Raw genomic sequence first — 616 nt, forward strand, 5'->3', positions numbered from 1 at the left:
GCGCACGAAGACGTTGCCTTTCACGCAATGCCGTTCGGTGGGGCCGGGCGGCATTTTCGTATGCGCGCCGGGCGGGATGGTCGACCATCGATAGGGGCGTGCGCGTCGATTCGTCAGGATCGCGGATGAATCGTGCGAAAACGAAAACGCCACCCGAAGGTGGCGTTTTTTCGTTGCATCGTGTGGCGCGGCGATGTGCTTCGCTTACTCGCTGCCGAGATAGAAGAAGCGGAACAGGAACACGGCCGCGATGATCCAGACGATCGGCTTGACCGTGCGGCCCTGGCCCGTCAGCAGCTTGAGGCCGCCGTACGCGATGAAGCCGAACGCGACGCCGTTCGCGATCGAATACGTGAACGGCATCAGCAGCGCGGTCAGCGCGGCCGGCACGGCTTCCGTCGCGTCGTCCCACGGCACCTCGACCATCTCGCGCAGCATCAGGCACGACACGTACAGCAGCGCGGGCGCCGTTGCGTAGGCCGGCACGACGCCGGCGAGCGGCGCGATGAACAGGCACGCGAGGAACAGCACCGCGACGGTGATCGCCGTCACGCCGGTGCGGCCGCCGGCCTGCACGCCCGACGCGCTTTCGATGTACGCGGTGGTCGACGACGTG

General features: G+C 66.7%; 1 protein-coding gene. It reads right to left on the reverse strand.

Annotated elements, in window-relative coordinates; all coding sequences use genetic code 11:
• Positions 1–204: 204 nt before the first annotated feature.
• On the reverse strand, positions 205–616 hold a 412-nt coding region (locus ACU8YE_RS23915; RefSeq protein ID WP_446929826.1), incomplete at its 5' end, for a solute carrier family 23 protein.

This window comes from Ralstonia sp. VS2407, from assembly GCF_052950655.1.